We start from the raw sequence: 25,364 nt of genomic DNA, 5'->3' as shown, positions 1-25,364 counted from the left end.
ACAAGATTGGAGTTCGCAAGGTGACAAAACTGCGCTCGCAGCACTGGTTCGGCGGCTTTGGCAAGGACGCCTTCATCCATCGCAGTTGGATGAAGAACAACGGTCTGCCGGACGATGCGTTCGACGGCCGCCCCGTGATCGGTATCTGCAATACCTTCTCCGAGTTCACGCCCTGCAACGCGCATTTCCGAGGGCTTGTCGAACACATCAAGGCGGGGGTGCTCGAGGCGGGCGGCTTGCCCTTGGAGTTTCCCGTGTTCTCCTGCGGGGAATCCAATCTGCGTCCAACCGCCATGCTCTTCCGCAATCTCGCCTCGATGGATGTCGAAGAGGCGATCCGCGGCAATCCGATGGATGGCGTGGTGCTGATGGCCGGCTGTGACAAGACCACGCCGGCGTTGGTCATGGGAGCGGCCTCCTGCGACCTGCCCTCCATTGTCGTCTCGGGCGGGCCGATGCTCAACGGACGCTTTCGCGGCCGGGAGATCGGCTCGGGAACGGACGTGTGGAAGTTTTCCGAGGACGTGCGTGCCGGCATCATGAGCGAGCGCGAATTCGCCCAGGCCGAAAGTGCCATGTCGCGCTCTGCCGGTCATTGCATGACCATGGGCACGGCTTCGACCCTGGCCTCGATGGTGGAGGCGCTCGGCATAGCCTTGCCCGGCAATGCCGCCTACCCCGCCGTGGATGCCCATCGTGCGCGGCTGGCGCGGATGAGCGGCCGTCGCATCGTTGAAATGGTGAAGGAGGATCTGCGACTGTCGCAGATCCTGACAAAGGAAGCATTCGAGAACGCGATCCGGATCAACGGCGCCATCGGTGGCTCGACCAACGCCGTCGTCCACCTTCTCGCAATCGCCGGTCGTGTCGGTGTGGACCTCACGCTCGACGATTGGGACCGGTCCGGGCGCGACGTGCCCACCATCGTCGATCTCATGCCTTCAGGGCGCTTCCTGATGGAAGATTTCTGCTACGCCGGCGGCATCCCCGCGGTCATGAAGGAGATCGCCGATCTTCTCCACCTCGACGCCCTCACGGTAACCGGCAAAACTTTGCGTAACGAACTCACGGACGCGATGAACTACGATCCTGAGGTCATCCGACCGAAGCAGGAAGCGCTGACGCAGCAAGGCGGCATTGCTGTCCTGCGTGGCAATCTGGCCCCGGATGGGGCGATCATCAAACCTTCCGCCGCCTCACCTCAGCTGATGTCTCACCGAGGTCGGGCGGTCGTGTTCGAAGGTATCGACCACTACAAAGCCACCATCGACGATCCGACACTCGACATCGACGAAAACTGCATCATGGTGCTGAAGAACTGCGGCCCGAAAGGCTATCCCGGCATGGCCGAAGTCGGCAACATGGCGTTGCCGCAGAAGCTTCTCAAGAAAGGCGTGCGCGACATGGTGCGTATTTCGGACGCGCGCATGTCCGGCACGGCCTTTGGCACGGTGGTGCTGCACACGGCACCGGAAGCCGCCGTCGGCGGACCATTGGCTCTTGTGCGCAACGGCGACATCATCGAGTTGGACGTGGGTGCGCGCAGGCTTCATCTCGACGTTTCGGATGAGGAACTGGAGCGACGCCGAAGAAAATGGGAGGCGCCGATACCCGATATGCCGGGTGGCTATCAGGGCCTCTATGTCGGGCACGTTCTGCAGGCGGATCGGGGCGCGGACCTCGACTTCCTCGTCGGCTGCCGCGGTCACGCCATTCCGCGTGAAAGCCATTGAGGCGTCAGATGAGCAAATTCGACGCCGACCATTTCCATGGCATCCATGCCATCGTCTACGCCTTGTTCGACGGCGAGGAGCGATTGGATCGCACCGCCATGCGAAGGCAGGTGGAACTTTGCCTCGCAACCGGGGTCCACGGCATGGCGGCGCTGGGCCTCGCCACGGAAGTCTCGAAACTCACGGAGGCCGAGCGCCGCACGCTGATGGACTGGGTCGCGGAAGACACCGCTGCGAGAGTCCCGCTTGCCTTCACCATCTTCGGCGCTTCGGTCGCCGAGCAGATCGCGCAGATCCGCCATGCCGAAAGTGTCGGCGCGGATTGGGTCATCCTTCAGCCACCGCCGGTCGGCACCTATGGCGCTGCCGAATATATCCGCTTTTTCGGACGAATCGCGCAGGCAACCGATTTACCGGTGGCCATTCAGAATGCTCCGGCCTTCTTCGGACGCGGGCTGACCGCCGACGAAATACGCGACCTCGTCGGCCAGCATCCTAACATCCGTCTGGTCAAAGGCGAAGGACCCGTTGTCGACATAGCAGGTCTGATCTCACGCACCGACGGTCGGGTGCCCGTGTTCAACGGCCGCGGCGGACTGGAGTTGACCGATAATTTTCGCGCCGGCTGCCGAGGCATGATCCTTGCCCCCGACTGCGTCGACTACGCGGTGCGTGCCTATGAAGCTTTTCGTATCGGCGACGAAGACAGCGCGGAGGCAGAGTATCGGGCGATGTTGCCGGCAGCGGTTTTCGTCATGCAAGGCATCGAAAACCTGATCTGTTACGGCAAGCGCCTCTTTGGCGCCCGCTCCGGCATTCCGGTCCATGATCGTGCTCCAGCCCTTCGTCCCGACAAGATCGGGCTTGAGATGGTGGAGCGTTTCGCGGCACAACTCGGCCCGCTGACACTATGAATAGTGGGTAACGCGAGGGGACAGCCGAAATGGCGAGCGAGATGATGGAACCTGTGCCTGCTTCCGGCAGGGGGCTGCCGGCCCAGATAGCAGCCCGGATGGGACGCAGCATCTTGCGTGGCGAATTGCGGCCGGGCGACAAGCTGCCGAAGGAAACCGACCTGCTCGACCAGCTTCAGGTCAGCCGCACGACGCTGCGCGAAGCGCTCACCATCCTGACCAGCAAGGGTTTCATCGAGGCCAAGCAGCGCATCGGCACGAGCGTTCGCGCACCGGAATTCTGGAACACGCTCGATCCTACGGTCATGGCATGGCATGGCGAACAAGACGAAAAGGCCTTGGCGGAGGAATTGTTCGAGATAAGGTCGGCGATCGAGCCGCTCGCAGCGGGGTTGGCAGCGCGGCGCGGCACCGAGACCGATCTTGCCCAGCTTCGCGCGGCACTCGCGACAATGGCTCAGGATCATTCCAATCCGAGACTTGCCATGGAGGCCGACATCGCCTTCCACCTGGGCATCATCCAGGCTGCACATAACCGCTTCCTCGCGCCTGTCGGTTCCGTCATCCGCGCGGCGCTCACCATCAGCGTTCCGAAGACCTTCGCCAGATTCGGCGGCATGGGTCATGCGCTCGGCATGCACGAGGCAATCGTGAAGGCGATAGAACAGCGCGATCCCGGCAAAGCCACCAAGGCGGCCGAGAGGCTCATTGCAGATACGTACGAGCGCAATTTCACATGAGCATTTGAAAGGCTGGACCCGCACGCGTCGGCTGTTCGTAACAACAACCTGATCAAGTAGTGACAGAGAACCTGGCGCTGGCTTTTAGTTCGTCCCCAGGCGCCAATCTCACCATGCCGTGCGCGATCGGGCCTTCAGGCAGATTGAAGGCATCGACAGGATGAGAGACTGGTTCAAAACAAAAGAAGTCGGCGTCGCTCGACGGCGAAAAAAGAACATACTGGTTCAGCAACTCGCTCGCCTCGACCACGACCGCCAGGTCTCGATCCGGCCAATCGATGCGTGCCTGACGATCCCAGCCGACAAACCAGTTGTTGACCCAGGATCGCGGCAGGTCATGCCTTCGGTTGAAATCCAGTTCTGAATGCGCAGACACGGGCTCCAGCGCTCTCGGCAGATGGTCGTCACGCTCGAGCCAGACGCGCCCGGCAGGAGCCGTCAGGCAGGTGTTGCGATCGCGCACGAACCACGGATGAAAACCCAGACCGTAAGGCAAGGTAAGTGCCGCCCTGTTGGTGACGGCAAGCTCCATGACAAGCGTCGCCCCCGACAGCCTGTAGGTCATCGCGGCGTCATAGCGGAAGGGACCGGGTCCATCTCCATCCAGGGAAAGCGTGACGGCCTCGGCCGTGCTTTCGACAACCGTCCAGACTGCGGAGAACCCACTGCCATGGATGGGATATTGTTCGGTCTGCATGTTCCGCTCGACCGGATGAAACGCGCCGTCGAACGCAAAGCCGCCTCCCGACACACGCCCCGAGAACGGAACCAGCAGGATGTTCGACAGGCCAAAGGGATGCTCGGTTTCAGGATCGACCGAACGGAACACCGGTGTCCAGCCGCCGCGATGCATCACATCGAATGACGTCAGTCCCGCGCCTAAATCCGGCCGGATCGTGATCCTGGCGGCCGCGTTGGACAGACTGAGAGGCTTCATCACCAGCCGCCGTCGATAGGGATGTTCTGTCCTGTGATCAGATCGGAAGCGGGCGAAACTAGGAACAAGACCAACTCGGCAACATGCACGGGTTCGATGCGAAGTTTCAGGCACTGATTCTCGAGGATCCAGTCGTTGTATTCCTGCAGCCGATCGGCAAAGACCCGCCGTTCGGCATCCGAAACGACCGCACCGGGGGAAACGGCATTGACGCGCACGCCGTGCGGGCCGAGTTCCCGGGCCAGCGACTTGGTCAGGCCGAGCATCGCGCCCTTGGAAGCGACATAGGGCACGTAGCCGTCCCAGCGGCCATTCAGCGTCACCGAGCAGAAATTGACGATCTTGCCGTAGTGCTTTTGCTTCATCGCCGGCGCCACCGCGCGGGCAAGCGCGAAGGCAGCCGCGGAGTTCACCCGCAGCTGGTCCTCATATTCCTCGAGCGAGAAGTCTTCGAACGGCTTGTTGATGATCAGGGCCGCATTGTTGATCAGGATATCGATGCCACCGCAGCCTGCCGCGAGCGCTTCGGCGCGCGCCTGTGTCGTGGCAAGGTCGTTGAGATCGTGACCAACATAGGACGAGCGGACCCGATGCGTCGCGGCGATCTCGGTTGCAAACGCCTCACCGTCTTCCGCGCCCGGGCGATCGAGCAGCAGGAGGTTGGCTCCCGCGCGAGCGAGCGTATCGGCCTGGGCGCGACCCAGAGTTCCCAACGCTCCGGTCAGAAGCACGGTTTTTCCGGTAAGTATCGTCATGAGGCTGCTCACAAAAGATCGTGGACTTCGTCGATCGAGGTCTCGGTCGTCGGTCGATCGAAAACGATCTCCCCGCGCGCCATGGCCACGATCCGGTCGCAGGACTGGAACACGTGCTGCATGTTGTGCGAGATGAAGATGCCGGTCAGCCCCTGCGCCTTGAGGCCGCGCACGAAACCGATGACCTTGTTGGTTTCCTTGACCGAGAGATGATTGGTCGGTTCATCCAGGATCAGCACCTTCGACTTGAAGTGCATGGCGCGCGCGATCGCCACACCCTGCCGCTGACCGCCCGACAACTCGCCGACCAGCGCGTCCGGCGATCGCAGATGCAAATCGACATCGGCGATCGCCTGCACGCTTTCCTGGCGCATGCGCTTCTGGTCCATGAGACCGAAACTGCCGATCTTCCACTTCAACGGCTCTCGGCCGATGAAGAGGTTCCGCGCGATGGACATGGTCGGAACCATGGAATTGTACTGGTAGATCGTTTCCAGCCCGTGATGCATGGCATCCTTTGGCGAGCGGAAATGAACCTCCCTGCCCTCGATCAGGATTTCGCCGGCATCCTGGTGATGCACGCCGGACAGGATCTTGATGAGGGTCGATTTGCCGGCGCCGTTGTCGCCGACGAGGCCGACTGTCTCGCCGGGATGTATGGTGAGGGAAACATTCTTCAGCGCATGGACACCGCTGTACCATTTTTGCAGGTTGCGGCACTCGATGATCGGCGTGGTCATTTGTGGGCCTCCACCTTGATCTTGCGCGACATCTTGGCCATCCAGGCATTGGCGATGACCGCGAACATGGTGAGCAGGCCGATCGCGAACTTGAACCAGTTGGCATCCACGCGCGACAGGACCAGGCCGTTGTCGATGGTGCGGATGAGCAACGTGCCGATGATCGCGCCAAAGACGGTGCCGATGCCGCCGGCAAGCGCGGTACCGCCGATGACAGCGGCAGCCACGGCCTGCAGCTCCAACCCCTCGCCGATCGACGGCAAGGGTGAGCCGAGGCGCAGCACCTGCAGCAGGCCGGCAAAGCCTGCCAGCATTGAACACAGCATGAAGCAGACGATCTTCACGCGCTTGACTGGAATGCCCATCGAGGCAGCTGCCTCATTGAAGCCGCCGGTGGCGCGGATCCAGTTGCCGAAATTGGTCAGCGACAGGAATGCTCCGGCAAGGACCGCGATGACCACGAACCAGACAAAGGACATGCGCAGGATCGAGCCCTGCCAGATATAGTCCGTAAACAGCCAGGTCGGCAGGTTGTCGGGCAGCAGCGGCGGAAAACCGCCTGAGATGACGATGGTGAGCGAGCGGGCGATGAACAGCATGCCCAGCGTCGTGATGAAGCTCGGTATCGCGAATTGCAGGGTGATATAGCCGTTGATGAAGCCGATCAGCGCGCAAAGCGCCAGCCCCAGCAGCAAAGCGACCGGAAAGGGAACTCCGCCGTTCAGCATCACCGCTATGCTCATCGGCATAAGCGCGAATACGGAACCCACGGAAAGATCGAATTCGCCGCAGATCATCAGGATTGTCACACCGATGGCCACAAGCGCCATTTCCGGCAGAAGTCCCATGACGCCGCGGATGTTCTCCACGGACAACAGGATCCCGTTCGACTTGATCTGGAAAACCGCGATCAGGATGACGAGCAGCGCGAGACCAGCCAACTCGGGCTTGTCCAGATAGATTTTCAAAAACCGCTTCATGGGGTTCACACTCGTGCTTGGCGTCCCGCACCGGGAGCGCGGGACGCCGGGGAAAACCGGGGATCAGCGCAGACCCTGTTTGGACATTTCCATGATCGCCGCGACATCCTTCGGCGTGACGATGCCCTGCCCCGTGTCGATGTCGGCCGGAGTAAGGCCGGCGGTTTTGTAGAGATAGGCCTGCATGACGGGCATGAAGCCCTGCATGTAGGGCTGCTGATCCACCTGGACCTGCACATAGCCGGCCTGCATCTGCTGGAGGACCTCCGGCACCAGGTCGAAACCGCCCAGGAGCACCTTGCCGGGTTCGACGCCGCGATCCTTGAGCACCTTGGCGACGCCGGCTTCCCAATAGCCGGTGTCGAAATAGGCGGTCGTGTTGGGATTGGCATTCAGATAGGCACCGATGCGGTCGGCGGTGAGCGCAAGATCGGTGGCGGAATCGATGCGCGTGATGTTGATCTCGCGATCCTTGTGCTCTGCCTTGTATTCTTCCAGGAACTTGGTGACGCCGGCTGCGCGCTGCTCGGACCAGGTCTGCCCGGGAGCATTGACGCCAACCAGCAGGTTGAGCGGACCTTCCTTCGGGAAATTCTCGGACTGGGCCTTTGCCAGCGCATAACCCGCGGCGACGAAGCCCTGGCCGATGAAGGCCTTGCGGGCATTGCCCTTGGCGCCCTGGCTGTCGTCCACATTGACCGCCAGCACGAGAATGCCGGCATCCGTGGCTTCCTTGATGGCGTTGTCGTATGCCTTGTCGTCGACAATGGCGACGAAGATCGCGTCCGGCTTGGATGCAATCGCGGCCTGCAGATTGGCCACAGCCTGTTCGACCGAACCCTCCTGCTGCGTCAGGATCAGCTGACAAGTGGCCACGACCTTAGCACAGGCATCGTCATACCCCTTCTTGACCGACTGCCAGAACGTATTGGACGCCGAAGAATGGCTGATGAAGGCAATGTTGAGACCTTCGGCACCTGCCGGCGAAGCCATCAGCGACAGGCCGAGTGCGGTGGTGGCCAGGAATTTTTTGAGCATGCTTTCCTCCTTTGACATGTTGTTGTTTTTGAGCGTTTCCACGCTGCTCCCGTTCAACCGCGGTCGAACAGTTCCGCACGGCTGCTGGCGATTTCCGGCAGCGAGTTCAGGATTTCCCTCAGGTGCAGGCGCATCGCCTGTTCAGCACCGGCCTGATCGTTCGTCGCGATCGCCTCGACGATGCGCTCATGCTGATCGATCAGCCGGGTGACATGCATGTCGTCGACGGATAGAAACCGCACGCGGTCCATCTGCGCCTTGACGCCTTCGATGACGTTCCAGGCGTAGCTCTTGCCCGCGGATGCCGCGAGTGTGTGGTGAAAGAGCTCATCGAGGCGCAGGAACGCGGCGCGGTCGTTGTGCGGAACTTTCTTCTGTTCAGTGATTTGTTTGCGCAACTCATCGATCGCACCGGGTTCGCCGCTTTCGGCGATCAGCCGTACGACATCGGCCTCGATCGCCTCGCGCACGAAGCGCGCATCCATCACGGCCGCGACCGAGATCTTCGTCACGAAGGTCCCGCGCTGGGGCAGGACCTGCACAAGCCCCTCTTCGGACAGCTTGATGAAAGCCTCGCGCACCGGCTGGCGGCTGACGGAAAGGCTCTTGGCGACTTCGGATTCGGAAAGACGTTCGCCCGGCAGGAGTTCAGCCTGGATGATGCGCCGGCGCAGCAGACGATAGACCTGCGGTCCGACCGTCTCCCCCAGGGAAATGCCGGCAGGCACTTCGGCGATCTGCATGGAGCCCTCCTCCCTAGAGCGTTTCCGTTTTTCACGGAAACGCGGAAACGCTCTAGTTTTTGTTTTTACGCAACTCCGGACGGAAAACCGCTGCGCACTTTTCCTGGGGTTGCTTTAGGCAAAGCCAACCTACCCTACTACCATACCAGTTAATCGCATTTCTGGTTTCCGTTCAACTGGTCTTTGACGAACGACGGTGGACAGTGAATTTCCGATCGAGATCCTCGGCCAGATCGACGCCATGACCAGGACCCGGCGGGACCGTGATCATGCCGTCCTTGACGCTCGGAAGTTGCGTGGTGAGATCGGCGTACCAGGTCTTGTAGTAGGCCCGTACGCTTTCCTGGACGAGCGCATTGGGTGCGTTCAGGGAGAGATGCGTCGAGGCCGAAAGCACGACCGGCCCCGTGCAATCGTGCGGAGCGACCGGCAGATGCCAGGTCTCGGCCATCGTTGCGATCTTCTTCGCCTCTGAGAGGCCTCCGCACCAGGACAGATCGAGCATCACCACGCCCGCAGCATCGGTCTCCATCAGGTCGCGGAAGGCCCATCGTGTCGCCAAGGTCTCGGAAGCACAGAGCGGCGCGCGGCTGGCAGCCGCGTAACGCTTCAGGCTCGACAGCGAATCCATCTTGATCGGGTCTTCGTGCCAGAAAGTGGCGTATGGTTCGAGCGCCCGTGCAATCTGGATGGCCGGCGTCAACTGCCACATCGAGTGGAACTCGACCATGATGTCGATCTTGTCACCGACCCGCTTGCGGATCTTCTCGAACGGCTCGAGCGCCTTCCTCATATCCGGCCCTGAAATGTACTGGCCCGAGGTTTTCTCGGCGGCAATGTCGAACGGCCAGATCTTCATGGCGGTGATGCCATCGGACAACAGATCCTCGGCAAGCTCATCCGCCCGTTCAAGGAAGCCGTTCAGGTCGTCATAGTCCCGCGCCCGCTCGCCGAGGCCGTAATTGGCCGTCTGCTGCCCTTTGGCGTGGCGCATGTAGGTGTTGCCGGCGCAGGTGTTGTAGGTGCGGATCTCGCGGCGCGAGAAGCCACCAAGGAGTTGGGCAATAGGCAGGTTCGTCGCCTTGCCGAACAGGTCCCAGAGCGCGATGTCGATCGCCGAATTGCCGCGTGTTTCGACGCCCGTCGAGCGAAAGCCGAGATAGCCGGTCAGGTCCCTGGATATCTTGTCGATCTCCAGCGGATCGCGCCCGAGCAGCTTGGGCGCCGCGACTTCATGGATGTAGGTCTCGACCGTCTCGGCCATGAAGAAGGTCTCGCCGAGGCCGGCGATGCCTTCGTCGGTGTGAACGCGCACCCACAGAATATTCGGGAACTCCGTGACCCGAATGGTTTCGAAACAGGTGATCTTCATCGATCAATACACTCCAGCGGCCAGAAGCGCCTTAACCGTCAGGTCGAAATGCTCGACCATGGCGGCTTCTCCCTTGGCGGGGTCGCCATTGGCGATGGCCTGGGCGATCGCCAGATGCGTGTCGACGCTTTCCTGGCGCGTTTCATTGCTGCCGCGGCTTGCCCATCCGATCGGCCAGGTGTGGCGCGTGACGACATGGAAAGAACCGACGATCATCGAAAACATCGGGTTCTTGGAAGCCACGCCGATCGCTTCGTGAAAGGCGATGTCGTGCTCCATGACCTTTTGCGGCTCATGGAAGTCGCGCAGCATGGCTTCGGCGAGCTTCAGGATGTCAGCCGCCTCCTTGTCCGTGCGCCTGAGCGCAGCCAACGCCACCGTGCGCCGCTCCACCGTGCGCCGGACATCGAAAATCTGCTGGATGGTGGCCTGGTTGGTGTGAACGGCATGATCGGTGATCATGGCCAGAACATCCGCTCTCGGTGCCGCCACGCGGGCGCGCCGCCCATTGCCGATATCGATCAGGGTCAGCGCGGCAAGCGACCGATAGGCTTCGCGCACGATGGTGCGCGACGTGCCCGTCAATTCGGAGAAGGCCCCTTCGCTCGGCAATTCGTCTCCGACCTGCAGGCCATTGTCGCGAATATGGCTCTGCACCGCGGTCATCACGCGATCGAGCAGCCCCTCACCGCCTCCACGGTCGATCGGCTCCCGGGAGCTCAAAGCCGTTTCCATCGCCATTTTTACCTATCATATAGGTTGATACAGACCTTGCAATAGATTCGCATTTGCCTATTGTCAACGCGATTTGAAGACAGGAGGACGGATGCGGGCCGATATTTTCTTCGATGCGCACGATGTCGTTGGCGAAAGCATCATCTGGTCTGATCGGGAAAAGGCTCTCTATTGGGTCGATATCGGCGGCAGACGTATTCACCGCCTGGAGATTGAGAGCCGCCGGCACGACATTTGGACGACGCCGGATTTTCCGACGTCGATCGGCATGCGCAAGAATGGCGGCTTCATCGTCGGCCTCCGCCGCGAGGTCTGCTTCTGGCAGCCGGATGGAAAATTTGAGATCTTTGCCGCTATCGAAAACGACCTGCCGGACAACAGGCTGAACGAAGGTCGCGTCGCCCCTGATGGATCGTTCTGGGTATCGACGATGCAGAACAATCTGAATGCGGACGGCTCACCGAAAGACATGGATCGCGCGTCCGGCGCGATATACCGGATCGACCCGTCAGGTCAGGTCAGGCAGCTGACGCCCAACGAATATGGCATCACCAACACGATGGGCTGGACGCGCGACAACCGCTTCTTGTTCGCCGACACGGTGGCCAATGCGATCTATTGCTTCTCCTATGATCCGACCGCGAAGACAATTTCCAAGCGGCGCACCATCGTTGAGGGTTTCGCGCGCGGCCTCCCCGACGGCTCGTGCCTCGATGCGGAAGACAATCTTTGGAATTGCAGGGTCGTTGGCGGCAGCGCGGTCGCCAAGTTCACGGCCGATGGCAACCTCCTGGATCTTGCCGAACTGCCGGTGAGCTGGCCGACGAGCTGTACGTTCGGTGGGGACGATCTCACGACGCTGTATGTCACTTCGGCCCGCTTCACCATGACGGCCGACCATCTTGCCGAACATCCGCAGGAAGGGAGCCTCATCGCAATCGGCAATGCTGGATGCGGCGTTCCCGAACCCAAGTTCGGCTGACGACAATCCCGTTGACAAACTTGTATGGTAGCATTCTAGTTGCAACGAACAGCGGACATTCCAGCATGCAATTCGAAGGCAAGAGCATCATCGTCACTGGAGGCAGCCTCGGCATGGGCCGTGCCTGCGCCGAACGCTTTGCCATCGAAGGCGGACAGGTCCTGATTGTCGCCAACGACAGCGAAACGATCGAGCGCGCGGTTTCAGAGATCGACGGCAAGGTAGCCGGCTTTGTGGGGGACGTGAGAAACGTCGCGGACATGGAGCGAGCAGTCGCCGACGCAGTCCAGCGTTTCGGTGGGGTCGATGTCCTCGCCTGCTGCGCCGGAATCCAGCGCTATGGAACCGTTGTCGATACGCCCGTGGATGTTTGGGATGACATCATGGACGTCAATTTGAAGGGCATCTTCCTGGCGTCGAAATATACAATCCCGCAGATGAAAAAACGCGGTGGCGGCGCCATCGTCGCGATCTCGTCGGTGCAGGCCTATGCATCGCAGGCTGGAGTGGCGGCCTATACTGCCTCGAAAGGCGCAATCAACGCCCTGGTGCGCGCGATGGCGCTCGATCATGCAGCGGACAACATCACAGTCAACGCCGTCTGCCCGGCCTCGATCGACACCCCCATGCTGCGCTGGGCCGCCGACCTCCACAAAGGCCAGATGAGCCAGGACCAGTTGATCGAACAGTGGGGCAAGGGCCATCCGCTCGGCCGCGTCGGCAAGGCGGAGGAAGTTGCCGAACTGGTCGCCTTCCTTGCCAGCGACAAAGCCCGCTTCATCACGGGCGCCGACATCAAGATCGACGGTGGCACGATGGCCAAGCTAGGCATCGTCCTTCCCGACTGAAAACAGCGAATTCGAAAGCATATGATGAAGCGGCCCAAGATCACCGATATCCGCGCCACCACCGTAACGGTTCCGCTGGAGGCGCCACTCAGGCATTCCAATGGCGCCCACTGGGGACGCTTCGTGCGAACGATCGTGGAGGTTGAAACCGACATCGGCATTGTCGGCCTGGGGGAGATGGGCGGCGGCGGTGAAAGCGCCGAAGCCGCCTTCGCGGCGCTCAAGACCTATCTCGTCGGTCATGATCCCTTCGAACTCGAACAGCTCCGGTTCAAGATCTGCAATCCGACGGCCAGCCTCTACAACAACCGCACTCAGATGCACGCGGCGATCGAGTTTGCCTGCATCGACATCATGGGAAAATTCCTGGGTGTGCCGGCCTGCGACATTCTCGGCGGCAGGATGCGCGATGAAGTCGGCTTTGCCAGTTATCTCTTCTTCCGGTTGCCGAACAAGGAGAGCGGCCAGGGCGAAATCCGCACGGCTGACCAGTTGATCGCCCAGGCGCTCGAGTTGAAGAAGACGCATGGGTTTACCGCACACAAGCTCAAAAGCGGCGTGTTCCCACCCGAATATGAGCTGGAAGTCTATCGTGCGCTCGCCAAGGCGGTCGGCTCGGACACGGTCCGTTATGATCCGAACGCCGCGTTCACCGTCGAAGAAGCGATCCGTTTCGCCAAAGGCATCGAAGATCTCAACAACGACTACTACGAGGATCCCACCTGGGGCCTGAATGGCATGCGGCGCGTGCGCGAAAACACGCACATGCCGTTGGCAACCAACACGATCGTGGTCAATTTCGAGCAGTTGGCGACCAACGTGCTCAACCCGTCCTGCGATGTGATCCTACTCGACACGACGTTCTGGGGAGGTATTCGCGCCTGTATCAAAGCAGCCACGGTCTGCGAAACCTTCCAGCTCGGCATTGCCGTGCATTCCTCAGGCGAACTCGGCATCCAGCTCGCCACCATGCTGCATCTCGGCGCCGTGCTGCCGAACCTCGTTTTCACCGCGGATGCCCACTATCACCAGCTTGTCGACGACATCATCGTCGGCGGTCCGATGAAATATGTGAACGGGAAGATCCCGGTGCCGACAGCGCCTGGACTCGGCATCGAACTCGACCGCAACAAGGTCGGCAAATATGCCGATCTCTACAAGACGCTTGGCGGCTATCCCTATGACCGTGACCCGGCCCGGCCGGGCTGGTTCGCAACGGTGCCGAACACGCGATGGGCCGATCCGAATGACGACCGGGTGGTCGACTACTAGCTGTAGCAAACCAGGCTCCATGCTGGAGCTTGCGAACATCCTGAAAATCGAACCTAATCGCCCAAACAGGAGCAAGTGACAGTGACAATCGGGCATGATGTCTTCGCCAGCGGCACATTCGTCGGGCGGGTTTGGGATCCTTCCATCGCAGGCCCCAGCCTTGTCACGATCCGTGACGGCGAGCTGATCGATATCACGTCAAAGACCACACCCACGATACGCGACCTGCTCGAACGTGAAGACGCGGCTGAATATGTCGCCCGCGCCGACGGTCCGGTGCTGGCATCGCTGGCGGATCTGCTGCTGCAATCCGGCGACCAGAATCAGCAGGCCGTGCATCTTCTGGCACCCAATGATCTCCAGGCGGTCAAGGCCTGCGGCGTGACCTTCGCGCGCTCGATGATTGAACGCGTCATCGAGGAGCGGGCTGCCGGCGACCCCGACCTCGCCATCAAGATCCGCGAAAAAGTCGTCGCCATCGTCGGCGACAGCCTACGTAACCTGAAGGCGGGCTCGGCCCAGGCGGCCAAGGTCAAGGAAGCGCTGATCGAAGACGGGATCTGGTCGCAATATCTGGAGGTCGGAATCGGTCCGGATGCGGAGGTCTTCTCGAAGGCGCAGGTACTTTCCTCGGTCGGCCATGGCGCGGATGTCGGGCTTCACCCGATCTCGAAATGGAACAATCCCGAACCGGAAATCGTGCTTGTCGTGAACTCCACCGGCACGGTGAAAGGGGCAACGCTCGGCAACGACGTCAACCTACGCGACGTTGAAGGACGGTCGGCCCTGCTGCTTGGCAAGGCCAAGGACAACAACGCCTCATGTTCCATCGGACCGTTTATCCGCCTGTTCGACGCAACTTATACGATCGATGACGTGCGCAATGCCGAACTGAGGCTGAAGGTGGTCGGCGAAGATGGCTTCGTGCTCGATGGCCGCAGTTCGATGAAGGAAATCAGCCGTGATCCGCTGGATCTCGTGTCACAGACCATCGGCCGGCATCATCAATATCCGGACGGGCTGGTGCTGTTCATGGGCACGCTCTTCGCGCCGACCGAGGATCGCGGAACACCAGGACAAGGCTTCACCCACAAGATCGGGGACATCGTCACGATCTCCAACGACGAGCTCGGCGCGCTGACGAACCGGGTACGCCTCTCGACGGATTGCCCGCCCTGGGAGTTCGGCACGTCCCATCTCATGCGCAACCTGGCGGCTCGTGGGCTGCTTTGACTATGTATCCCCAGACTTGTCGCCTCGCTCGAACCTGACGGCGTCCCAGGCCTTGATCCGGTCACGCGTCGCATCCCAATCGCGCTCGGAAATGCTCGCGACCATCGCGTCAACGATCGCCAGGGCGCCTGCATAGCTGTCCCATGCAGTCCTGTTTTCCGTCGGCAGGGCGATGACCTCGGCGGCATAGGCGGCAGCCGGCGACATCCATTTGTCCGTAACGAGTATGACGGATGTCCCAGCCGATTGGCGCACCTTGCTCGCCAGCTCGACCAGGCGCTGCTGATAGCGGCGGAAATCGAAGATGATCAGCAGATCGCGCGCCCGCATGCGCAAGATGTATTCGGGCCAGATTTCCGTGTCTGGCGGCAGGTGGAAAACGTTGCGCCTGACCTGCCGCAAATGCCGCGAGAAGTGCTGGGCGATGGCATCGCTGATACGCCCGCCGACAATGTAGATGGCGCGCTTGTCGTCGGCCAGCAGATCGCAGATGCGTTCGAACTGGCTTTGCGTCAGCGACTCGCCAACGGCACGGACGGCTTCAGCAGTCAGGTCCAGGAAGGACTGCAGGAAATCCGCGCCGTCGCTTGTCATGCGTTCGTGCAGATCGACAGGGGACCGGTGCCCTTCCTTCAGTTCGCCGATCAGGCGCCGCTGGAAATCCTGGTAGCCGTGACAGCCGAGTTTCGTGACGAAACGCGTGATCGAGGGCGCCGACACACCCGTCTGCTCGGCTAGCGTCTGGATCGTCTGCAATCCGGCGAACGGGTAGTCGGACAGCAGTGCCGCGGCAAGCTTTCGCTCCGCAGGGGTAAGCGTTTCGGCAAGGCTGTCGATCTGTTGACGGAGCTCCATGCTTCACCCTTCCATATAGAAATTTTTCAGTCAATCTCGATTCATCGGTTGACATTGATGGAATTTTTTCATCATCTTTTGGAAAAAAGAATGGGAACTGAAATTGGAATTCAACTTGCCATCAGCACTGCGCACATCGCGTGTTGAGGTCCCTTCGCCTAAGGGGATCGACAGCGCCGCGCAGTGTCTGTTTTTTCTTGGCTACAGGCATAGTCTACAGCCCGTTCCGGCCGGCCTTCGCAGCCCCGGCATGCCACCGCGTCGACCTGAAACGCCATATAGCTCAGGGCATCGACTCAGAAAATCGCGTGAAGACAGCCTCGCAGCAGCGCGCACAACGGCACCTCATTCCCGTGCATGCACCTTCATTGCCACGCCCGAAATGGACACACGCCTGAACACCGCTGGCAGTGGTGCAGCCAGGCTGGAGACTATCCTATGACACTCACCCGCGACGTGGCGCTTGTACCCGAACAGTCCGCCCTGCTTTTCATCGATGTTCAGAACTTCTCTGCCCATCGCAAGGGCGCCGAGTTCGCCGATCTCGACGACGCCGAATTCGATCGGCAATACGGCTGGTTTTTCGGTGAACTCAGCAACCATGTCATTCCCAACATGCAGCGGCTGCAACGGGCGTTCCGGGATCGCCGCATCGAGGTGATGTACACCACCATCGAGAGCCTGACGAAGGACGGCCGTGACCGCAGCCTCGATTACAAGATCACCGGCTTCAACGTGCCGAAGGGGTCGTGGGACGGCAAGGTTATCGACGAACTGGCCCCCGGCGACGACGAGATCTGCCTGCCCAAGTCATCATCGTCGGTCTTCGTCTCCACCCACATCGACTACATCCTGCGCAATCTGGGCGTTCGGCAGCTGGTCGTCAGCGGCATGCTGACCGACCAGTGTGTTGAAAGCGCCATCCGCGATGCCTGCGACCTCGGCTATCTGGTGACCCAGGTGACCGACGCGTGCGCCACCTACACCAGCGAGCGGCACACCAACTCGCTCAGCACCATCAAGGGTTACTGCCGCCAGGTCACGACCGACGCGCTGATTGCAGAATTGGGAGAAACGAGCCGATGAGCAATGGAACGAACGACGTCTGGAGCCGTATCGACGCCGATCGTGACTATGTGGTCAACCTGGCGCGAGACCTGGTTCGGATCCCCTCCGTCAACCCGAAATTCCAGGTCGAGCAAGGCCTCAACCGCGAGGCTGACGTTCAGGTCCTTCTCGACGGTCACCTCAAGGACCTCGGCTTCCAGACGCGGAACTGGGATGTCTTCCCCGATCGCCCGAACCTGATCGGCGAATGGGATGGCTCCGATGACAAGAGCTTGATCCTGTGCGGACACATCGACGTTGTCCCGGTCGGCGACACGAGCCGCTGGGCACGCGATCCCTTTGGCGGAGAGATCGCCGAAGGCAAGCTCTGGGGACGCGGAGCCGTCGACATGAAGGCCGGTGTGGCGGCCTGTGTGGCGGCGGCACGCGCGGTGAAACAGGCCGGTATCAAGCTCGAAGGCCGGTTGGCCATCCACAGCGTCGTTGATGAGGAAGCCGGCGGCTTCGGCGCCATGGATCTCGTGAAGCGCGAAAAGCGTCTCGCCCGCCGCGCAATCGTTGCCGAGCCGACCTGGGGCAACATCGTTCCGGCCGAGGGCGGGCTGACCTGGGTAAGGGTCACCATCTTCGGAAAACAGGCTCACGCCGGCTGGCGCTTCAATTCGATGTGGCCGCAGCCGCATGTCCAGGGCCGTCTCGAGCCTGGCGTCAACGCCATTGAACTCGCGACGCGTTTCCTCATGGCCTTGCGCGATTTCGAGCAATCCCGCTGCCGCGACAACTGGCATCCGCTGACGCCAGCCGGGCTCGCCACGATCAACCCCGGTGTCATCCGCGGTGGGGCGGGTCTCGGGCCCGACGGCACGCCGCAGATCATGACCAATGCGGCGATCATTCCCGACGTCGTCACCATCGACCTCGACTACAAGTTCATGCCGCAGGAACAGTTCGAGGACGTCAAGGCGGAGTTCGAGAATTTCGTCAGCCATTTCGCCCAGACGGACGCATGGATGCGCGATCATCCTCCGGCGATTGAATGGGACCTGTTCGGCCTGAATTTCCCGCCGATGAACACGCCTGTCGACGACCCTCTGGTCTCTTCGCTCACCGAAAGGGCCAGGCACGTGCAGCGCAAGGCGCCCGAGATCAAGGGATTCGAAGCCGTCACCGACGCTGCCCACTACGCGGGCGCGGGCGTCGTACCAGTGATCTACGGACCGGGCGGCGACGGCTTCCACGGCGACAATGAATGCGTGGAGATCGAGAGCCTGATCGAGACGACGAAGGTGATTGCGGCCGCGATCATCGACAACTGCGGAACACGCTAGAGCAATTCCAGCAAAAGTGCGCAGCGGTTTTGCGTCCGGAATTGCGTAAAAACAAAGAGTTAAAGCATCTCCGCGTTCCGTGAAAAACGGAAACGCTCCAGACACAAAAACGGCAAGGGGAACGACATGCTGACAAGACGTATTTTCATGGGCGCGGTCTCGGCGCTTGCGCTAACCGCCGCAACCGCTTCCGCCAGCGCCGACGTGATCAAGCTGGGCATCCTAGCTCCCCTCACCGGCCCCGCCGCCGCGGACGGCCAGGAGGTCGCCAACGGCGTCAAGCTCGCCGTGGAGGACCTCAACAAGGCAGGCGGCGTGGCCGGGCACACCTTCGAGGCCGTCGTTGCAGACGTCGGCGACGCCAGTGCCGACAAGGTCGCCACCGCGGCCGAACGCCTGCTCGGAGACCAGGCGACGGGTGCCATCTTCACTGGCTACGCATCCACCAGCAATTTCGAGATCGACATGATGGCCGAGCAGGACATGATCTATCTCGTGTCGGGCAACTCGCAACAGACGAAGGACATCGTCTCGCCCGACCCGTCCCGCTTCACCACCATCTGGTCGCTGACGCCATCCTACGATGCCTACAACACCGAGATCGTGCCGGTCATCGATGAACTCGCCACGAGCGGCAAGCTGAAGCTGCCGAACAAGAAAGTGGCGCTGGTGGCGTCCGACAATCCCTATTCGAAGGGCATCGCCAACGGCATGGCCGAGGCTTTCAAAGCCGCCGGCTGGGAAGTGACCCAGAATGACCTCCTGCCCTTCGGCGAGATCAACGACTGGCGGGGATTCCTGGCCAAGGTGCGGCAGGATCCGCCCGCCCTGCTGATCAACACCGACTACGTCTCAGCGAATGCCGCGACCTTCATGCGGCAGTTCATGGAAAATCCGACCAACAGCCTGGTCTTCATCCAGTACGCGCCCTCGGTGCCGGAATTCCTGGAACTGACCAAGGAGAAATCCTCGGGCATCGTCTACAACGCGCTCGGCGGTCCGGTGCGTGCAGCCAGCAACCCACGCGCCGACGAAGTCATCGGCAAATACAAGGCCGCATACAATGTCGAGCCGGGCTCCTATGGCGTCATGCTCTACGAACAGGTGATGCTCTATGCCGACGCCCTGGCCAAGGTGGGCGATCCTGCGAAGCGCCAGGAGATCGGTGCGGAGATCGGCAAGGCCGACAAGCAGACAGCCATGGGGCGCACGCGATTTGATCCGGCTACACACCTTGCCGTCCAGGGCAAGGATGGAATGCCTATCCAGTTCTATCAGATCCAGGATGGCAACCGCGTGCTGTTCTATCCGAAGGAATATGCGGGCGGCGAGTTCAAGCAGCCGGTCTGGATGAAGTGATCCACAGTGCCGCGCCTGAGAGCAATTCCAGGAAGAGCGTGCAACGGCTTTCCGTCGGAATTGTGTAAAAACAAAGAGTTAGGGCGTTTCCGAATTTCCGTGAAGAACGGAAACGCTCCAGGCGCGGCACTCTCTTCCATCGAGCGACACGCATGAGCGAAAACATTCTCGAGATCGCCGGGGCCTGCAAGTTCTTCGGCGGCCTGAAAGCTGTCAATGATGTCAGTTTCGCTGTCGCGCGTGGCGAGATCTTGGGCATTGCCGGACCCAATGGATCCGGCAAGAGCACCCTGTTCAACCTGATCACCGGTGTCCCATTCGGCCCGACATCCGGCGAAGTACGGTTCATGGGAGAACGCATCGATCGTTGGCCAGCGCATCGCATCTCGCGGGCCGGCCTCGTGCGCACTTTTCAGAAGGATGCCGAATTTCCGGCGCTGTCCGCGCATGACACCTTGCTCGTCAGCGCCACCTATAATGGCCGACTTTCTCGCCCTCAGGCCGAAGCGCGCATCGATGATGCCTTCCGCTCGGTGGATTTCGGCCAGACGCGTCGCTCGATGCCGTCGCGCGAATTGTCTGTCTATGAAAAGAAACAGCTTATGATCGCTTCGGCCCTGATCTCCGAGCCGGCCTTGCTGATGCTGGACGAGCCTGCGTCGGGACTGACGAAACCCGAGATCCAGCGGCTTGACGACCTTCTGATCACTGTCAACAGAAGCGGTGTCACCGTGCTCCTCATCGAGCACGTGCTCAGCCTGCTGTTGTCTGTCTCGCAGCGCCTGATCGTGCTGAACCAGGGCAGCGTCCTTGCCGCGGGCGACCCGCACGACGTCGTCAAGAACCCGCAGGTGATCGAGGCCTATCTTGGAGGGCGCAGCTGATGCGGAGGCTTCTCGACATCACCGGCCTTCGAGCCGGCTATGGGGCGTCCCGCGTCCTCAACGGCTTATCGGTCCACATCGATGAAGGCGAGTCGATCGGCCTGTTCGGACCGAATGGCCACGGCAAGTCGACATTGCTCAAGACCATCTCCGGCCTGTTGCGCCCGACTGCCGGCTCCATCGCCTTTGACGGCAACGATATCACCACACAACGCCCGCCGGCTGTCGTGGCGGCGGGCCTCATCCACGCACCGCAGGGCAACACCCTGTTCGGCAATATGCGTATTGCCGAGACACTGGAGCTTGCCGCATTCAGCAAGCGCGCCAAGGCGGAAGCAACACGGCGCATCGAGGAAGTCTATGTGCTGTTCCCGCGCCTCGCTGAGCGCAAGCAGCAGTTTGCCCGCACGCTGTCAGGCGGCGAGCGCCAGATGCTGTCGATCGGCTGCGCATTGATGTGTGCCCCACGCCTGCTGATGCTGGACGAGCCGACGCTGGGGCTGTCGCCGAAGCTGAAGGAAGAGCTGGCGGGTGCTATAGCCAAGATCTCCAAGACCGGCGTGCCGCTGATCGTCGTGGAGCAGGATGTCGAGTTCCTGCTATCGCTGACCGACCGTCTCTACATGATCGAGCACGGCGAAGTGGTGCGCGAGATCAGCAGCGCCAATGCACCCGACCATGAAGAGGTCATGCGCCTCTACTTTGGTGCGGAGGGAGCACACTGATGGACGCCCTTCTCGCAACACTCGTCTCCGGTCTGGTGCTTGGTTCGCTCTATGCTTTGATGTCCAGTGGCCTCAGCCTCGTGTGGACCACCTTGGGCGTCTTCAATTTCTCTCACGGCGCGCTGATGATGGTTGGCGCGTTCGTTGCATGGACGATCAGCGAGGTCCTCGGCCTCGGTCCGGTCGTCGGTATCCTGTCAGGCACACTTGCCGCCGGCCTGATCGGCGTGATCATAGAGCGCCTTCTCGTCCGGCCGTTCTACAACAATCGCAACATGCTCCTGATCACCGCCATGACCACGCTTGCCGCAATGGTCATCCTCGAGCGTGGTGCACAGATGATCTGGGGCGCGCGATTGAAGCAGCTGCCACGCCTCGTCCCTGGCGAAGTTCAGATCCTGGGCACCACCATTTCCGCGCATGAAGCCCTGCTGATCGTGCTGGCGCCGCTCATCCTCGTAGCATTGTGGCGCTTCACGGTGATGACCAATCGCGGCCGCAGCCTTCGTGCCGTCGGCCAGAACCAGGATTCGGCGGCGCTTCTCGGCATCGACGTACCCGTCGCCTTCGCCCTGGCGTTCGGCATCTCCGCCGCGCTGGCGGGACTTACCGGTGCCCTGCTTGGCTCGATACGCTTCATCACACCCACGATGGGCAGCGAACCGCTGACCAAGGCCATGATCGTCGTCATCTTCGGCGGGCTGGGCAATCTCGGCGCGACGGCAGGAGCCGCCTATCTGATCGGCTTCATCGAGGCGTTTCTGATCTTCGGACTGGGTCTCTACTGGACGCCGTTCGTGCTGTTCCTGCTCATGATCCTGGTCCTGCTCTTCAGGCCGAATGGCGTGTTCGGAGGCAAATGATGGCCAACAAGCGTCAACTCCTCGCCATCGTCGCACTGTTTGCTGCCCTGGCACTCGTGCCCCTGTTCGTCACCGACAGCTATATCAGGCACCTGTTCATCATCGCCTTCGTCTATGCCGTCATCGCCTCGAACTGGAACCTGAGCCTCGGCCATTGCGGCGTCTTCAATTTCGGGCACCTCACCTTCTTCGGCATCGGCGTCTACACCGCCGCGATCGCCAGCAAGACATTTGGCATCAATCCCTGGCTCGCCATGCTGCTGGGTGGCGGCACGGCCGCCCTTTCGGCGCTGCTGTTGGCGGCGCCGGTGGCGCGGTTGAAGGGTATCTATGTCGTTCTGGTCACCTTCGCCTTCAGTCAACTCGTGTTGCAGCTGGTGCTCAGCCAGTCCCAGATCACCGGGGGAGCCGAAGGCATGGTCCGCCTGCCGTTCCTGCAGCTGGGCAGCTACAGCTTCCTGAAGGATTTCAAATTCGGCTACTACTATGTCGGCCTGGCGCTGCTAGCGCTTTCCTGCCTCTTCCTTGCGTTTGTGAGCAACTCCTCCTTCGGCAAATCGCTCAAGGCGGTTCGCGATGCCGAGGATTACGCAGCAGCACGCGGTATCTCCGTTGCCCGCCAGCGCATCCTGGCCCTGACCCTGAGCGCCATTTTCACCGGCATCGCCGGTGGCTTCTACGCGACATATCTGCGTGTGGCCTCGCCTGAAGTCTTCGGTTTCGGAACGCTGTCGCTGGCCCTGTCGATGGTTCTGATCGGCGGCGTCAACACCGTCTTCGGACCTGTGCTTGCCGCGCTTGTCCTCACCTTCGCCACCGAGGCCATGGCCGGCCTGCAGGGTTTCGAGGATGCGCGTTTCATCGTCATCGCCGTGGCGATGATCCTGGTGCTCAGACTGGCTCCCGAAGGGCTGGTCGACCTTCTGGGCAAGCTGCGGCTACCGGTCCGAAGGACACAGACATAATCGCAGCCCCGGCGGAATAACTGGAGGAGACAACAGATGGCCAAATCACCGATCGACAACAACCTCGTTGAGGAGGCTACGGCCTGGCGTCGGCACCTCCATGCCCATCCCGAGACGGCTTTCGAGGAAAAAGCGACTGCCGACTTCGTCGCCACGAAACTGGAGGAATTCGGCATTGAGGTGCATCGCGGTCTTGGTGGAACAGGTGTGGTTGGAACGCTGAAGCGCGGCACCAGCCCCGTCGCGATCGGCCTTCGCGCCGACATGGATGCCCTGTTCATCCAGGAAGAGAATACGTTCGGCCATCGTTCGAAGATCGACGGCAAGATGCACGCGTGCGGGCATGATGGTCACACCGCCATGCTGCTCGCCGCCGCCAGCCACCTCGCCAAGAACGGCAATTTCGACGGCACCGTGCGCTTCATCTTCCAGCCTGCCGAGGAGACGGGGGACGAGCATTGCGGCGGCAATGCCATGGTCAAGGACGGCTTGTTCGAGAAGTTCCCCGTTGATGCCGTCTTCGGCATGCATAATTTTCCCAATGCCCCGGCCGGACGCTTCATGATGCGAACCGGACCGATGCTCGCATCGATCGACACCTTCGAGTTTCATGTGCTGAGCCGCATCGCGCACCCTGCGACGCAATTCGCCGTCGCGGATCCGTTGCTGACGGCTGCCACGATCGTGCAGGAAATGCACATGTTCAAGGCGCGTTATCTGAACCCGGCCGAACCTGTGGTGCTATCGATCACGCAATTCCGCAGTGGCGATCCAAGCCACCGGCAAAGCGTCCATGTCACGCCGGACGAAGCGGTCGTTCGGGGCACTCTCTATACGCTCAACGACAGCGTTCGCGACGCTTTCGAGGTGGGATTGGAGAAGATCGTGCGCAACGCCACCGAAGCAGCCGGCGCGGGACATAAGTTCATTTTCGAGCGTGGCTATCCCGTTCTGCACAACACCCGCAACGAAACGCGGTTCGCCGCGTCCATCGCGGAAGAGGTCGTTGGCGAAAAGCTCATCGATGATGAGATGCAGCCGATCATGGGCGCCGAGGATTTCGCGTTCATGCTGGGCAGCGTGCCCGGCTGCTATGTTTTTCTTGGCGCGGCCCGCGAAGGCGAGCCAGCGCCGCGTCCTCTGCACACCGCGCAATATGATTTCAACGACGACATCATAGCGACCGGCGTGCGTTATTGGACAACGCTGGCGGAGCGTTATCTGAGCGGGGCTCCGGGGCGGCACTAGCCTAAATTCAGTTTGCTATCAGGCGGCGCCCTTGGCGCCGCCTTGCTTTTTCTCTGCCCTCAGCAACATGCCGAACAGGTCACGCGGCTCGTCGGGATCGGCAAGCAGGTCGAGCTCTTCATACAGGCCGGTGGCGTGGAGCTGGTCGCGCACATAACGCAGCGCCGAGAAATCCTCGGTGGCAAAGCCGACCGAGTCGAACAGCGTGATCTGCTTGTCGCTGGTCCGGCCCGCCGCCTTGCCTGCCATCACCTGCCACAGCTCGGTCACCGGATGATCGCCATCCAGCTGCTGGATCTCGCCCTCGATGCGCGTCTGCGGCGGGAACTCCACGAAGATATCGGAACGCAGCAGGATGTCGCGATGCAGCTCGGTCTTGCCGGGACAGTCGCCGCCGACCGCATTGATGTGCACGCCCGAGCCCACCATGTTGTCGGTCAGGATCGTCGCATACTGCTTGTCGGCGGTCACCGTGGTGATGATCTCCGCGCCCTCCACCGCTTCCTGGCCGGAAGCGCAGATGGTGATGTCGAAACCCATGCCGGCGAGGTTCTTCGCACAACGCCGCGAGGCCGACGCATCGATGTCGTAAAGGCGCAGCCTGTCGATGCCGGTGATGGCCTTGAAGGCGATCGCCTGGAACTCCGACTGCGCGCCATTGCCGATGATGGTCATGGTGCGGGCACCCTTCGGCGCCAGGTACTTTGCAACGAGCGCCGACGTGGCTGCGGTGCGCAGCGCCGTCAGGATGGTCATTTCGGTGAGCAGCATCGGATAGCCGGAGCCGACATCGGCAAGCACGCCGAAAGCGGTCACCGTCTGCAGGCCCTCGCGCGTGTTCTTCGGGTGGCCGTTGACATATTTGAAGCCGTAGAGATGGCCGTCGCTGGTCGGCATCAGTTCGATGACGCCATCATGGCTGTGCGAGGCGACGCGCGGCGTCTTGTCGAACAGCTCCCAGCGGCGGAAGTCCTCTTCGATATAGGTGGCCAGCTCGGTCAGGAAGCGTTCGACGCCGATGGCCAGCACCAGCTTCATCATGGAATC

At 61.2% G+C, this 25,364-nt stretch carries 25 protein-coding genes; 15 read left to right on the top strand and 10 right to left on the bottom strand.

What is annotated here, in order from left to right:
• Positions 1-20: 20 nt before the first annotated feature.
• Genes araD through AO692_RS19375 form a run of 3 tightly spaced genes read left to right on the top strand, consistent with a single transcriptional unit; the run spans position 21 to position 3,387 of the window.
• Entirely contained in the window at positions 21-1,733 is a 1,713-nt protein-coding gene (gene araD / locus AO692_RS19385) for an L-arabinonate dehydratase (protein ID WP_054311717.1), read from the top strand.
• An 8-nt stretch (positions 1,734-1,741) separates the two neighbouring features.
• Entirely contained in the window at positions 1,742-2,647 is a 906-nt protein-coding gene (locus AO692_RS19380) for a dihydrodipicolinate synthase family protein (RefSeq protein WP_054311692.1), read from the top strand.
• 41 nt (positions 2,648-2,688) lie between these two features.
• Entirely contained in the window at positions 2,689-3,387 is a 699-nt protein-coding gene (locus AO692_RS19375; RefSeq protein ID WP_161808091.1) for a FadR/GntR family transcriptional regulator, read from the top strand.
• A 52-nt stretch (positions 3,388-3,439) separates the two neighbouring features.
• Here AO692_RS19375 and AO692_RS19370 read toward each other — a convergent pair whose 3' ends face one another.
• The 8 genes from AO692_RS19370 to AO692_RS19335 form a co-directional block, all read right to left on the bottom strand.
• Positions 3,440-4,324 (bottom strand): aldose 1-epimerase, encoded by an 885-nt coding sequence (locus tag AO692_RS19370; RefSeq protein WP_054311690.1) that lies wholly within the window; start codon positions 4,322-4,324, stop codon positions 3,440-3,442.
• Positions 4,324-5,079 (bottom strand): SDR family oxidoreductase, encoded by a 756-nt coding sequence (locus AO692_RS19365; RefSeq protein ID WP_054311689.1) that lies wholly within the window; start codon positions 5,077-5,079, stop codon positions 4,324-4,326. The genes AO692_RS19370 and AO692_RS19365 overlap by 1 nt, the downstream gene beginning before the upstream one ends.
• An 8-nt stretch (positions 5,080-5,087) precedes the next feature.
• The gene (locus tag AO692_RS19360) at positions 5,088-5,819 is read right to left on the bottom strand and encodes an ATP-binding cassette domain-containing protein (RefSeq protein ID WP_054311688.1); all 732 of its coding nucleotides are present in this window, start codon (positions 5,817-5,819) and stop codon (positions 5,088-5,090) included.
• Positions 5,816-6,799 carry an ABC transporter permease gene (locus AO692_RS19355; RefSeq protein WP_054311687.1) on the bottom strand — a complete coding sequence of 328 codons (984 nt, stop codon included), beginning with the start codon at positions 6,797-6,799 and terminating at the stop codon, positions 5,816-5,818. The genes AO692_RS19360 and AO692_RS19355 overlap by 4 nt, the downstream gene beginning before the upstream one ends.
• A gap of 63 nt (positions 6,800-6,862) precedes the next feature.
• A complete protein-coding gene (locus tag AO692_RS19350) occupies positions 6,863-7,837 on the bottom strand; it encodes a sugar ABC transporter substrate-binding protein (RefSeq protein WP_054311716.1) in 975 nt (324 codons plus the stop codon).
• Positions 7,838-7,890: 53 nt separating this feature from the next.
• Positions 7,891-8,580, bottom strand: coding sequence for a GntR family transcriptional regulator (locus AO692_RS19345; RefSeq protein ID WP_054311686.1), 690 nt, complete (start codon positions 8,578-8,580; stop codon positions 7,891-7,893).
• A 172-nt stretch (positions 8,581-8,752) separates the two neighbouring features.
• Positions 8,753-9,952: a mandelate racemase/muconate lactonizing enzyme family protein gene (locus AO692_RS19340; protein ID WP_054311685.1), complete on the bottom strand. Its 1,200-nt coding sequence runs from the start codon at positions 9,950-9,952 to the stop codon at positions 8,753-8,755.
• A 3-nt stretch (positions 9,953-9,955) separates the two neighbouring features.
• A complete protein-coding gene (locus AO692_RS19335; RefSeq protein WP_082407454.1) occupies positions 9,956-10,618 on the bottom strand; it encodes a FadR/GntR family transcriptional regulator in 663 nt (220 codons plus the stop codon).
• Positions 10,619-10,778: 160 nt separating this feature from the next.
• Here AO692_RS19335 and AO692_RS19330 point away from each other — a divergent pair, with 160 nt between their 5' ends.
• From AO692_RS19330 to AO692_RS19315, 4 genes are all read left to right on the top strand, one after another.
• Positions 10,779-11,669 carry an SMP-30/gluconolactonase/LRE family protein gene (locus tag AO692_RS19330; protein WP_054311684.1) on the top strand — a complete coding sequence of 297 codons (891 nt, stop codon included), beginning with the start codon at positions 10,779-10,781 and terminating at the stop codon, positions 11,667-11,669.
• Positions 11,670-11,734: 65 nt separating this feature from the next.
• Positions 11,735-12,517: a glucose 1-dehydrogenase gene (locus AO692_RS19325; RefSeq protein WP_054311683.1), complete on the top strand. Its 783-nt coding sequence runs from the start codon at positions 11,735-11,737 to the stop codon at positions 12,515-12,517.
• Positions 12,518-12,541: 24 nt separating this feature from the next.
• Positions 12,542-13,789 (top strand): enolase C-terminal domain-like protein, encoded by a 1,248-nt coding sequence (locus AO692_RS19320; protein ID WP_054311714.1) that lies wholly within the window; start codon positions 12,542-12,544, stop codon positions 13,787-13,789.
• A gap of 81 nt (positions 13,790-13,870) precedes the next feature.
• Entirely contained in the window at positions 13,871-15,022 is a 1,152-nt protein-coding gene (locus tag AO692_RS19315; RefSeq protein WP_244483417.1) for a fumarylacetoacetate hydrolase family protein, read from the top strand.
• Here AO692_RS19315 and AO692_RS19310 read toward each other — a convergent pair whose 3' ends face one another.
• Positions 15,023-15,877 carry a MurR/RpiR family transcriptional regulator gene (locus tag AO692_RS19310; RefSeq protein ID WP_054311682.1) on the bottom strand — a complete coding sequence of 285 codons (855 nt, stop codon included), beginning with the start codon at positions 15,875-15,877 and terminating at the stop codon, positions 15,023-15,025.
• 438 nt (positions 15,878-16,315) lie between these two features.
• Between AO692_RS19310 and AO692_RS19305 the strand changes: the two genes are divergently transcribed.
• From AO692_RS19305 to AO692_RS19270, 8 genes are all read left to right on the top strand, one after another.
• A complete protein-coding gene (locus AO692_RS19305) occupies positions 16,316-16,963 on the top strand; it encodes an isochorismatase family cysteine hydrolase (protein ID WP_054311681.1) in 648 nt (215 codons plus the stop codon).
• Positions 16,960-18,273 carry an ArgE/DapE family deacylase gene (locus AO692_RS19300; protein WP_054311680.1) on the top strand — a complete coding sequence of 438 codons (1,314 nt, stop codon included), beginning with the start codon at positions 16,960-16,962 and terminating at the stop codon, positions 18,271-18,273. The genes AO692_RS19305 and AO692_RS19300 overlap by 4 nt, the downstream gene beginning before the upstream one ends.
• A 126-nt stretch (positions 18,274-18,399) precedes the next feature.
• Positions 18,400-19,632 carry an ABC transporter substrate-binding protein gene (locus AO692_RS19295; protein ID WP_054311679.1) on the top strand — a complete coding sequence of 411 codons (1,233 nt, stop codon included), beginning with the start codon at positions 18,400-18,402 and terminating at the stop codon, positions 19,630-19,632.
• 152 nt (positions 19,633-19,784) lie between these two features.
• Positions 19,785-20,516 carry an ABC transporter ATP-binding protein gene (locus AO692_RS19290; protein WP_054311678.1) on the top strand — a complete coding sequence of 244 codons (732 nt, stop codon included), beginning with the start codon at positions 19,785-19,787 and terminating at the stop codon, positions 20,514-20,516.
• On the top strand, positions 20,516-21,241 hold the full coding sequence (locus AO692_RS19285) for an ABC transporter ATP-binding protein (protein ID WP_054311677.1): 726 nt from the start codon (positions 20,516-20,518) through the stop codon (positions 21,239-21,241). Before AO692_RS19290 ends, AO692_RS19285 begins: the two co-directional genes overlap by 1 nt.
• Positions 21,241-22,104 (top strand): branched-chain amino acid ABC transporter permease, encoded by an 864-nt coding sequence (locus tag AO692_RS19280; RefSeq protein ID WP_054311676.1) that lies wholly within the window; start codon positions 21,241-21,243, stop codon positions 22,102-22,104. The genes AO692_RS19285 and AO692_RS19280 overlap by 1 nt, the downstream gene beginning before the upstream one ends.
• A complete protein-coding gene (locus AO692_RS19275; protein WP_054311675.1) occupies positions 22,104-23,069 on the top strand; it encodes a branched-chain amino acid ABC transporter permease in 966 nt (321 codons plus the stop codon). The genes AO692_RS19280 and AO692_RS19275 overlap by 1 nt, the downstream gene beginning before the upstream one ends.
• Before the next feature lie 36 nt (positions 23,070-23,105).
• Positions 23,106-24,317 carry an amidohydrolase gene (locus AO692_RS19270; protein ID WP_054311674.1) on the top strand — a complete coding sequence of 404 codons (1,212 nt, stop codon included), beginning with the start codon at positions 23,106-23,108 and terminating at the stop codon, positions 24,315-24,317.
• Positions 24,318-24,335: 18 nt separating this feature from the next.
• Here the strand turns inward: AO692_RS19270 and AO692_RS19265 are convergent.
• Positions 24,336-25,364, bottom strand: a 1,029-nt coding sequence (locus tag AO692_RS19265; protein WP_152979890.1) for an ornithine cyclodeaminase, incomplete at its 5' end; no start/stop codon positions are given.

Source organism: Mesorhizobium sp. 1M-11 (assembly GCF_001303895.1).
In the GTDB taxonomy this organism is placed as follows: Bacteria; Pseudomonadota; Alphaproteobacteria; order Rhizobiales; family Rhizobiaceae; genus Mesorhizobium.
The sequence above is the reverse complement of the archived record's forward strand: the minus strand, read 5'-3'. Positions and strand labels throughout refer to the sequence as shown.

What these genes read in the sequence shown, in the direction of transcription:
- AO692_RS19380 (WP_054311692.1), top strand. Translation starts at nt 1,742, where the DNA reads ATGAGCAAATTCGACGCCGACCATTTCCATGGCATCCATGCCATCGTC.
- AO692_RS19375 (WP_161808091.1), top strand. Translation starts at nt 2,689, where the DNA reads ATGATGGAACCTGTGCCTGCTTCCGGCAGGGGGCTGCCGGCCCAGATA.
- AO692_RS19370 (WP_054311690.1), bottom strand. Translation starts at nt 4,324, where the DNA reads ATGAAGCCTCTCAGTCTGTCCAACGCGGCCGCCAGGATCACGATCCGG.
- AO692_RS19365 (WP_054311689.1), bottom strand. Translation starts at nt 5,079, where the DNA reads ATGACGATACTTACCGGAAAAACCGTGCTTCTGACCGGAGCGTTGGGA.
- AO692_RS19360 (WP_054311688.1), bottom strand. Translation starts at nt 5,819, where the DNA reads ATGACCACGCCGATCATCGAGTGCCGCAACCTGCAAAAATGGTACAGC.
- AO692_RS19355 (WP_054311687.1), bottom strand. Translation starts at nt 6,799, where the DNA reads ATGAAGCGGTTTTTGAAAATCTATCTGGACAAGCCCGAGTTGGCTGGT.
- AO692_RS19350 (WP_054311716.1), bottom strand. Translation starts at nt 7,837, where the DNA reads ATGCTCAAAAAATTCCTGGCCACCACCGCACTCGGCCTGTCGCTGATG.
- AO692_RS19345 (WP_054311686.1), bottom strand. Translation starts at nt 8,580, where the DNA reads ATGCAGATCGCCGAAGTGCCTGCCGGCATTTCCCTGGGGGAGACGGTC.
- AO692_RS19340 (WP_054311685.1), bottom strand. Translation starts at nt 9,952, where the DNA reads ATGAAGATCACCTGTTTCGAAACCATTCGGGTCACGGAGTTCCCGAAT.
- AO692_RS19335 (WP_082407454.1), bottom strand. Translation starts at nt 10,618, where the DNA reads ATGACCGCGGTGCAGAGCCATATTCGCGACAATGGCCTGCAGGTCGGA.
- AO692_RS19330 (WP_054311684.1), top strand. Translation starts at nt 10,779, where the DNA reads ATGCGGGCCGATATTTTCTTCGATGCGCACGATGTCGTTGGCGAAAGC.
- AO692_RS19325 (WP_054311683.1), top strand. Translation starts at nt 11,735, where the DNA reads ATGCAATTCGAAGGCAAGAGCATCATCGTCACTGGAGGCAGCCTCGGC.
- AO692_RS19320 (WP_054311714.1), top strand. Translation starts at nt 12,542, where the DNA reads ATGAAGCGGCCCAAGATCACCGATATCCGCGCCACCACCGTAACGGTT.
- AO692_RS19310 (WP_054311682.1), bottom strand. Translation starts at nt 15,877, where the DNA reads ATGGAGCTCCGTCAACAGATCGACAGCCTTGCCGAAACGCTTACCCCT.
- AO692_RS19305 (WP_054311681.1), top strand. Translation starts at nt 16,316, where the DNA reads ATGACACTCACCCGCGACGTGGCGCTTGTACCCGAACAGTCCGCCCTG.
- AO692_RS19300 (WP_054311680.1), top strand. Translation starts at nt 16,960, where the DNA reads ATGAGCAATGGAACGAACGACGTCTGGAGCCGTATCGACGCCGATCGT.
- AO692_RS19295 (WP_054311679.1), top strand. Translation starts at nt 18,400, where the DNA reads ATGCTGACAAGACGTATTTTCATGGGCGCGGTCTCGGCGCTTGCGCTA.
- AO692_RS19290 (WP_054311678.1), top strand. Translation starts at nt 19,785, where the DNA reads ATGAGCGAAAACATTCTCGAGATCGCCGGGGCCTGCAAGTTCTTCGGC.
- AO692_RS19285 (WP_054311677.1), top strand. Translation starts at nt 20,516, where the DNA reads ATGCGGAGGCTTCTCGACATCACCGGCCTTCGAGCCGGCTATGGGGCG.
- AO692_RS19280 (WP_054311676.1), top strand. Translation starts at nt 21,241, where the DNA reads ATGGACGCCCTTCTCGCAACACTCGTCTCCGGTCTGGTGCTTGGTTCG.
- AO692_RS19275 (WP_054311675.1), top strand. Translation starts at nt 22,104, where the DNA reads ATGGCCAACAAGCGTCAACTCCTCGCCATCGTCGCACTGTTTGCTGCC.
- AO692_RS19270 (WP_054311674.1), top strand. Translation starts at nt 23,106, where the DNA reads ATGGCCAAATCACCGATCGACAACAACCTCGTTGAGGAGGCTACGGCC.